Annotated in this window: 5 protein-coding genes and 1 pseudogene; 2 read left to right on the top strand and 4 right to left on the bottom strand. The window is 66.3% G+C overall.

Annotated elements, in window-relative coordinates:
- The first annotated feature begins 67 nt into the window (after positions 1-67).
- Complete coding sequence (locus V6M48_RS11155) at positions 68-433, top strand: hypothetical protein (protein ID WP_332812618.1); 366 nt, start codon at positions 68-70, stop codon at positions 431-433.
- Here V6M48_RS11155 and V6M48_RS11150 read toward each other — a convergent pair.
- Positions 405-1,355 carry a metal-dependent hydrolase gene (locus V6M48_RS11150; RefSeq protein WP_332812617.1) on the bottom strand — a complete coding sequence of 317 codons (951 nt, stop codon included), beginning with the start codon at positions 1,353-1,355 and terminating at the stop codon, positions 405-407. The genes V6M48_RS11155 and V6M48_RS11150 overlap by 29 nt on opposite strands.
- Positions 1,356-1,471: 116 nt before the next feature.
- A complete protein-coding gene (locus tag V6M48_RS11145) occupies positions 1,472-2,845 on the bottom strand; it encodes an MFS transporter (protein WP_332812616.1) in 1,374 nt (457 codons plus the stop codon).
- A gap of 309 nt (positions 2,846-3,154) precedes the next feature.
- Between V6M48_RS11145 and V6M48_RS11140 the strand changes: the two genes are divergently transcribed.
- Positions 3,155-6,343 carry a PAS domain S-box protein gene (locus tag V6M48_RS11140; RefSeq protein WP_332812615.1) on the top strand — a complete coding sequence of 1,063 codons (3,189 nt, stop codon included), beginning with the start codon at positions 3,155-3,157 and terminating at the stop codon, positions 6,341-6,343.
- A 282-nt stretch (positions 6,344-6,625) separates the two neighbouring features.
- On the opposite strand, the gene V6M48_RS11135 is transcribed toward V6M48_RS11140, so the two are convergent.
- Complete coding sequence (locus tag V6M48_RS11135; protein ID WP_332812614.1) at positions 6,626-7,297, bottom strand: ankyrin repeat domain-containing protein; 672 nt, start codon at positions 7,295-7,297, stop codon at positions 6,626-6,628.
- A pseudogene (locus tag V6M48_RS11130) lies at positions 7,242-8,628 on the bottom strand (catalase); the annotation flags it as partial. The gene V6M48_RS11135 and the pseudogene V6M48_RS11130, both read right to left, overlap by 56 nt.

The following is an 8,628-nucleotide window of genomic DNA, read 5'->3' as shown; positions in this document are numbered from 1 at the left end:
TTCCGCATCGGCTTCGCCACCTCAAGGTCCCTTGGCAGGAGCGACCGGACGGCCGATGAGGCGTGCCATGGGACCACTTCGCCTCGTCACCTGTGCCGTCGCCCTGCTGCTCGGCGGCGGCGAGATCGCGCGATGGTGGGGCCAGCCGCGGTTCGTGCCGATGGCCATGGACGAGCTGCTGGTCGCCGGCGCGATGGTCTGGACGGCGGCGATCGCCGGACGAGCGGGCAGTGGCCCGCTCGCGGCGGCGTGGGGCGCTTATTGCGGCCTGGTGCTTGGGCTGCTCGTGACGACCCTGGATCACCTGCTGGGCGGCCCGGCCAAGACCAGCGCCTCCCTCTATGCGACCATTCTCACCGCGATGCTGGCGATCGGCCTGTGGGCGCTGGTTCGCGCGACGACCCTCATTCCGGAACGACCGCCTCGACGCTGAAACGGCCGCCTGGAGTGCGATTGTAGCGCGCGTCGCCGATCGTCACCCGCGCCTTGCCCGGCTGCCGCATGATCTCGGCGAACGGCAGCCGGGACCAGTAGAGGAAGTCGGCGACCTCGTCGTTGCGCGCGGCTGCACTCGCGACCGCCGGATCGGCCATGTTGGTGGGCACCAGCGCAGGCGACAACGTCAGGCTCGGGCGCGGTAACCAGCTGAGCTCGCCAAAACCATAGGCATCGCCGGTGCCGAACACGATGGCACGGCGGAACGGATTGATCGGCACCGGGCTCGCCACCACGATCTCAGGGGGGCCGAGCCCGCGCGCCACCACTTCGCGAGTCACCATCGATTCCGCGACAACGCCGGCGGTGCCCATTGCGCCCGCATAAAAGGTAACGGCGATCAGCGCCGCGACCGCGGGTCGGGAGGGATAAGGTTGCTCCCGCCGCCGGCGTCGGCGCGCGACCCACACGCCCAGCGCCAGGGCGGTCCACATCCAGAGGTCGATGATGAACAGCGCATCGCCGTAGAACCACCTGTCCGAGAACGGCATCAAGCAGCGAATGCCGTAGGTGTTGAGGAAATCGAGCAACGGGTGCGACAGGATGCCGATATAAGCGAGCGCCAGCACCCAGCCGAAGCGCACCTGCGGCCTCGTGGCGGGCCGGCTGCCGCGGCGCGCCTGCCAGCGGTCGAACGCGACCATCGCCAGCGCGAGCAGCGCGGGCAGGATGAGGAGCGCCAGCGGACCATGCGTCCAGCCACGCCGCCACGCCAGATTCTCGCCGAACAGCAGCCCCAGCGCATCGACGTCCGGGAGATTGGCGGCAATCATCAATGTCGCGAGGCCGAGGCCGGTCTTCTCCTTCAACCCCGCTTCTGCGAGCGCGGCGCCGGCAAGCGTATGGGCCAGATTATCCATCGTCGCGCAAACCCTCGGATCAAAGACTCAGGGCCGCGCGGGCGGCTCGGCGCGGGCGGTGCACCGCGGGGGCAGCCGAAGCGGCCGCCTTTCCCATTTCGAAGGGCGCCGGCTCATCAGGACGGGCGCGGCTCGATATGCCGGCTCACCAGGGCGACGCCGAGCGCGGCCGCGACCATCGCGATCGCTGCGACCAGGTAAAAGCCGCCGTCGCCCGCCGCGGCAAGCGCAGCGGCGCCGATGAAGCTGCTCAGCACCGCGCCGATGCGGCCGACACCGGCCGAGGCGCCGACTCCGGTCGACCGCACCTCGGTCGGGTAGACGTTGGTGGCGAGCAGGTAGAGCAGGATCTGCAAGCCGACGATGCATGCCCCTTGATAGACCATCGCCAGGATCAGCCAGCTCGTCGGCATCGACGGCGTGATCGGGAAGATCATCAACAGGATCGCTCCGAAGGCCCCGCCGAACGCCATCACGACCATCGGGATCTTGGAGCCCCAAAAGCCGATCAGCCACGCCCCGGCGATCGCGGCGACGATCGAGCCGACATTGAACGCCAGCAAGCCGCTGCTCGCTTCCTGGAGGGAATAGCCGGCTTCCGACAGCATCGTCGGCAGCCAGCTGAACGACATGTAGACCGTCATCAGACACGCGAAGAAGGCGAGCCATAGAGCGAGCGTGTCGCGCACCAGCGCCGGCGCGAACAACCCCTTGAGGCCCGGGCTCGAAACCTTAACCGGCGAGCGCTCGACGAACGTCGTGCCGTCGGGAACGACGATATTCATCTTGCGCAGGGTGCGGCGGAGAGCCGGTGATCCGGGTGAACGAGTCGCAAGGAAGCGGGGCGATTCGGGCAGGAAGAACAGCATGAAGACCGCCAGCACCAGGGGGAGCGCGCCGGCGATCGCGAACAGGCCGCGCCAGCCCACCGATTCGAGCATCGCCGCCGCGACGAAGCCCCCGACCACCCCGCCGAGCGGAATCCCAATCAGGTTCGCCGTGACGGCAATTCCGCGCCGGCGAAAGGGAGTGAATTCCGCGACGAGCGCAGCACCGTTGGGAAGCGCTCCACCGAGGCCGAAGCCGGCGATGAAGCGGAACACGGCGAGCATGACCAGGTCGTCGGCAAGCGCCATCGCGCAGGTCATCGTGCCGAACAGGATCACGCTTCCGGTGAGCGCGACCTTGCGCCCCAGACGATCACCGATCAGACCGCCGAGCGCCGCTCCGATCGTCATCCCGATCAAGCCGACGGCCAGCACCGGGGCAAGCGCCGCCTTGGTCACGCCCAGGTCGGGAAGCAGCGCGGGCGCGGCAAAGCCGAGTGCGAGCGTGTCGAAGCCGTCGAGCACGAGCGCGAGCGTGGCGAGGACCAGCACGAGCTTCTGATGAGAAGACCAGGGCGCCGCATCGATCGCTTCGCTGACGTCTACGGTCGGCCCTCCGCCAAGCGCCGACCCCGCCGGAGCACCCGCCTCTGTTTCCGCCATCCTGCTCTCCTCTTTCTTCGGCACATGGCTTGATTGGCAGCCCCACGCCAGTCTCGATGATCCCGCGTGGCGCTTCAGGCTTCCGCGCCTCACCGGTCATTGCGGAGTGCGGATATGGCGGCGAGCCTTAACGTGTGCTGATGAGCCGCACCGGTGACCCGGCCGCGTGCAGGCGCAAGACCTTGAATAAAGCCTATTTCACGCTTTCGGCGGAAGCGCGAAGCGCTTCCACCTCAGAGGATCAGGCTCTAGGGAGTGGCATCACCTTCTGAGCCAGGCAGCGACCTGGCAGCCACGGACAAAGCAAAAATGCTGATCGAGCAATCGGCCTCGCGCGACGCCGCGAAGTTCATCAAGGGCGGCGGGCCAACGGGAGAGCTGATCCGAAATTATGATTGGGCCTCGACCCCGTTGGGGCCGATCGATCAATGGCCCGCGAGCTTGAAGACCGCCGCCGGGCTGCTCGCCCAGTCGCCGGTGCCGATAGTGCTGTTGTGGGGCGAAGACGGCATCATGATCTACAATGACGCCTATTCGAAATTCGCCAGTCGACGGCACCCGCGGCTGCTTGGCAGCAAGGTCCGCGAAGGCTGGCCCGAGGTGGCCGACTTCAACGACAATGTGATGAAGGTCGGCCTTTCCGGCGGGACCCTCTCATACAAGGATCAGGAACTGACGCTGTATCGGGACGAGCGGCCCGAGCAGGTCTGGATGAACCTCGATTATTCGCCGGTTCTCGACGAAAGCGGCGAAGCGGCCGGCGTGATCGCGATCGTGGTCGAGACGACGCAGAAGGTTCTCGCGGAGCGCCAGTCCGCGATGGAAGCGGAGCGCCAGCGCCGCCTGTTCAAGCAGGCTCCGGGCTTCATCACGATCCTGCGCGGGCCGGACCACGAGTTCGAATTCGTGAACGAAGCCTATTCGCGGTTGTTCGGCGATCGGCAGTTCGTCGGCAAGACGGTCCGCGAGGCCTTTCCCGAACTCGCGGACCAGCAATTCTACGACTGGCTCGACAATGTTTACGAGACCGGCGAGCGCTTCGTCGCTCATCATGTTCCGATCAGCCTGCAACGCGCGCCCGATGCGCCCTTCGAGGAGCGTTTCCTCGATTTCATCTACGAGCCCGTGATCGACGAGTCCGGCCAGGTCATCGGTATATTCTGCGAAGGCCACGACGTGACCGTGGCCACCCGCGCGCAGGAGGCGCTCGAGCGGAGCGAGCAGCGCTATCGCCAGATCGTCGAGGGCGCGGAGGACTTTGCGATCGTCACCACCGACGGCAATGGCGTCATCACGAGCTGGAACAAAGGCGCCGAACGCATCACCGGCATCCCGGAGGATGAGGCACTGGGCCGGCCGGACACGATCATCTTCACTGCCGAAGACATTGCCGCCGGAATTCCGGACCACGAGATGAATCGCGCGCAAGATGAGGGGCGAGCGCTCAACGAGCGGTGGCACGTGCGAAAGGACGGCACGCGCTTCTGGGGCTCCGGGCTGACGATGAGCCTCGAGGGCGGCGAGGGTTACCTCAAGATTTTCCGCGACCGCACCGCGGAGCATGAAGCCGAGGCCGTCCTGCGCGCCAGCGAGCTTCGCTACCGCACCTTGTTCGAGGCGATCGAGGCGGGCTTCTGCGTCATCGAAATGGTGCTCGACGAAAAGCAGCGGCCGGTCGACTATCGCTTTGTCGAGGCCAATCCCGCCTTTTATCGTCAAACCGGCTTGAACGACATAATCGGCCGGACCGCACGAGAGGCCGTACCGCAGCTAGAACCATTCTGGGTGGAAACCTACGGCCGGGTGGCGCTGACCGGTCAGTCCGCCCGCTTCGAACAGGGCTCGGACGCGATGGACCGCTGGTTCGACGTCCACGCCTTGCGTGTCGGTGATCCTGATGCGCGCAGAGTGGCAATCCTGTTCACCGACATCTCGGAACGCCGCCGCGCCGAACAGCAATTGCGCGAGCTCAACGAGACGCTGGCGAAGCACGCCGCAGAGCGGACGGCGGAGCGAAACCGCATCTGGGAAATGAGCCGCGACCTGTTCGCGATCATGGGCTTCGATGGCCTGCTGAAGGCGATCAACCCGGCATGGGAAGCGACCCTCGGGCTGGACAGCGAGACGATTCTCGCTCGCGAATTCTCGGAGCAGGTCCATCCCGACGACTATAACAATGCTGTCGCGATTATCGAGAAGCTGCGCGGGGGCGAGACGGTGATGGGGTTCGAGGATCGGCTGCTTCATGCCGATGGTTCGTGGCGCTGGATCTCGTGGACCCTCGTCCCGGCCGACGAGGTCTTCTACGCGGTCGGGCGGGATGTCACTGCGGAGAAGCAGGCGGCCGCAGAGCTGGAACGTGCGCAGGAGGCGCTGCGCCAGAGCCAGAAGATGGACGCGATGGGCCAGCTCACCGGCGGAGTGGCGCACGATTTCAACAACCTCCTGACGCCGATCGTCGGAAGCCTCGACATGCTGCAGCGGCACGGCATCGGCGGCGAGCGCGAGCGGCGGCTGATCGACGGCGCCGCGCAGGCGGCCGAGCGCGCCAAGACATTGGTGCAGCGTCTGCTCGCCTTCGCGAGGCGGCAGCCACTCCAGCCGACGGCGGTGGACGTCGGCAAGCTCGTCGAGGGGATGGCGGACCTGCTCGCCAGCACGTCGGGACCGCAGATCAAGCTGGTCGTGGAGACGATGGAAGGGCTTCCGGCCGCCAAAGCGGACCCGAACCAGCTCGAAATGGCGCTCCTCAATCTCGGCGTGAATGCCCGCGACGCAATGCCCGACGGTGGCACCTTGCGGATCAGCGCGAGCCACGAGCAGGTTAAAGCCTGCGGCCGTGCAAGCCTGAGGCCGGGGTCCTATGTCCGCATTTCGGTCGCCGATACCGGCGTCGGCATGGACGAAGCGACCGCAGCGCGCGCCATCGAGCCTTTCTTCTCGACCAAGGGCATCGGCAAGGGCACCGGGCTTGGCTTGTCGATGGCGCACGGCCTCGCCTCCCAGCTCGGTGGCGCACTCACCATCCAGAGCCGGCCCGGGGTCGGAACGAACATCGAATTGTGGCTGCCGGCAAGCATCACTCCAGCGAGCGTCGACGATCCCGAGAGCGATGGCGCGGTCGTGGCCGCCGCTCGAGGGACCGCCTTGCTCGTGGACGATGAAGCGCTTGTCCGGATGAGCACCGCCGACATGCTGGGTGACCTTGGCTATGCGGTGGTCGAGGCGGAATCGGCGGAAGAGGCGCTGCAACTGCTGGAGAGAGGCCTCGAGCCCGACCTGCTCGTGACCGATCATCTGATGCCGGGAATGAACGGCACCGATCTTGCGCGCGAAGTCAGGGGCTCGCGGCCGAACGTGCCGGTGCTGATCGTCTCGGGCTATGCCGACGACCAAGGCATTGCGCCCGACCTGCCGCGCCTGACCAAGCCGTTCCGCAACGCGGATCTGGCCGCGAGCCTCGCGGCGATAGTTCGGGGCAACGGCCAGAACGACTAGGCCGCCGGCGGGCAGGAAATGCGGCTGGCGGCGAAGGTCCTCCCCAATCCGTCATGCCAGCGCAGGCTGGCATCCAAGCGATCGTTGGGAAGGTCGCCGTCGTAGCCCAGGTTCGCCAGTGGCGGCGTATGCGAGCATCGTCTGGACCCCAGCTTTCGCTGGGGTGACGGGATAGGGGTGGGGTGACGGGATAGGGGTGGGGTGACGGGATAGGGCTGGGGTGACCGGATAGGGGGTGTTTGGAAAAGCCCGCGCCTATTTCGGCGCGAGCACCATCAGCATCTAGCGGCTGCGCGGATGCTGCTCGATCTGGGCGGCTTCGACGACGTCCCCCTGGAAGGGGCCGGTCGGGACGGCGTGGCTCCCGACCCGCCGCGCCTCGAGCCGCGAGACCATCGCCTCATTACTCTGGGATCGGGCCACGGAGATTGCGCTGTTGCCGGCCGCGTCCTGCCGGTGCGGGTCGCAACCGCGCTCCAGCAGTCGATCGACGATCGCGCCATGCCCGAACAGCGCGGCCATCATCAGCGCGGTCTGGCCTGCAAGGTTCGTTGCATCAGGCTCCGCCCCCGCGTCGAGCAACAGCTCTGCGATAGAGGCGTGCCCCTTGAACGCTACGCCCATCAAGGCGGTGTTGCCCCGAGCCTTGTCCGGCTGATCGACGATCGAGCCATGCTGCAGAAGGAGGGCAGTCGCCGCCTCATGACCATGATAGCTTGCCAGAATGAGCGCGCTGTGGCCGTTCGGGTCCACTGCCGTGACATCGGCACCAGCCTGCAGCAGCGCGGCGATCATCTCCTCACGTCCGAGCCGCGCCGCGTCGAACAGGAGCTGCTGAATCCGTTCCGGCGAGGGAAGCGGCGGCGGCTCGTCATCGGCCGCCGCCAGACTCCCGAGTTCATTTGGCATCGAGATCGACCTCGAGCTCACGCGGCCAGTAGCGAAGTGCAGCAATCGCTTCCACGAACGCCGCCGCATCCTTCGGGCTGGCGAGCGCGAGACATGCGTCGTCGAGATCGTCGGCGATGCCGGCCCTGGCGAAGATCGGCTCGGCTTCCTTGGTGAGGCCGATGAACTTGCAGTGCCCGAAAGCGTCGCGCACGAAGTCCTGGGTTGCCGCGTCGCCCGCAAGCAGCGCTGCGCCTTCGTCCGAGACGACGATCGCAACCGCGTCGAACAGCACCGATGGCCCGCCGTCGATCTTCTGCTTCGCAGCCACCTTGGTGCCGTCCGACAAGGTGACGCCGCCGATCTTCGGAGCGATGACCTCGTAAACGGCTTCGACCTTGTCGATCGCCTTGACCAGGGCTTTGAACAAAGCGGCATCGGCGCCGTCGCTCAGCAGGATGCCGAGCTTGCGGCCCTTGAAGCTCGGCAGGCCGTTCTTGACGATCGAGAGCGCGTCCGAAGGCGGCAGATCCTTGATGGTCGGCCGCGCCGCCTGCGCCGGCTCCGGAAGCTGCGGCAGCCCGAGACCGTCCGCCACCGTCTCGGCAAGCGCTTCGTCGATGTTGAGAAGGTGCGACACCATCCGCGCGCGGATGTCCGGCCGTTCGACCTTGCTGAGCTCGAATGTGAGCGCGTCGGCGATATGCTTCTGCTCGATCGGCTGCTGGCTGACGTAGAAGAGCCGCGCCTGGCTATAATGGTCGGCGAAGCTCTCCGGCCGGATCCGAAGCTTCGGCCCGTCCTCGGTGGCGGCGAAGCTCGTGAAGCCGCGGACCGGATCTTCGCGCGGGCCGCCGATCGTGGCACCCCAGCTGTTGGGCTCGTAATTAACCCGCCCGCGGGGATTGGTCATGGCCATATGCCCGTCCTGCTGGAAATGAGCGACCGGGCATTTGGGCGCGTTGATCGGGATGTGGGTGAAGTTGGGCCCGCCGAGCCGCTTCAGCTGGGTGTCGAGGTAGGAGAAATTGCGCCCCTGGAGCAGGGGATCGTTCGTGAAGTCGATCCCCGGCACGATATTCTGGGTGCAAAAGGCGACCTGCTCGGTCTCGGCGAAGAAATTGTCGACGACACGGTCGAGGACGAGCCGGCCGACGACGCGGATCGGCAGGATTTCCTCGGGGATGATCTTGGTGGCGTCGAGCACATCGAAGTCGAAGCCGTCGGCGAATTCCTGGTCGAACAGCTGGACGCCGAGCTCCCATTCCGGAAAATCGCCGCCGTTTGAACGCGTCCCAGAGATCGCGGCGGTGAAAGTCGGGATCGGCACCGTTGATCTTGACCGCCTCGTTCCACAGCACCGACTGCAGGCCCTGCTTGGGTTTCCAGTGGAACTT

The organism is Sphingomonas sp. (genome assembly GCF_036677245.1).
Lineage (GTDB): Bacteria > Pseudomonadota > Alphaproteobacteria > Sphingomonadales > Sphingomonadaceae > Allosphingosinicella.
The sequence above is the reverse complement of the archived record's forward strand: the minus strand, read 5'-3'. Positions and strand labels throughout refer to the sequence as shown.

Excerpts from the sequence above, each read along its gene's own strand:
- V6M48_RS11155 (WP_332812618.1), top strand. The coding sequence starts at position 68 with ATGGGACCACTTCGCCTCGTCACCTGTGCCGTCGCCCTGCTGCTCGGC.
- V6M48_RS11140 (WP_332812615.1), top strand. The coding sequence starts at position 3,155 with ATGCTGATCGAGCAATCGGCCTCGCGCGACGCCGCGAAGTTCATCAAG.
- V6M48_RS11150 (WP_332812617.1), bottom strand. The coding sequence starts at position 1,355 with ATGGATAATCTGGCCCATACGCTTGCCGGCGCCGCGCTCGCAGAAGCG.
- V6M48_RS11145 (WP_332812616.1), bottom strand. The coding sequence starts at position 2,845 with ATGGCGGAAACAGAGGCGGGTGCTCCGGCGGGGTCGGCGCTTGGCGGA.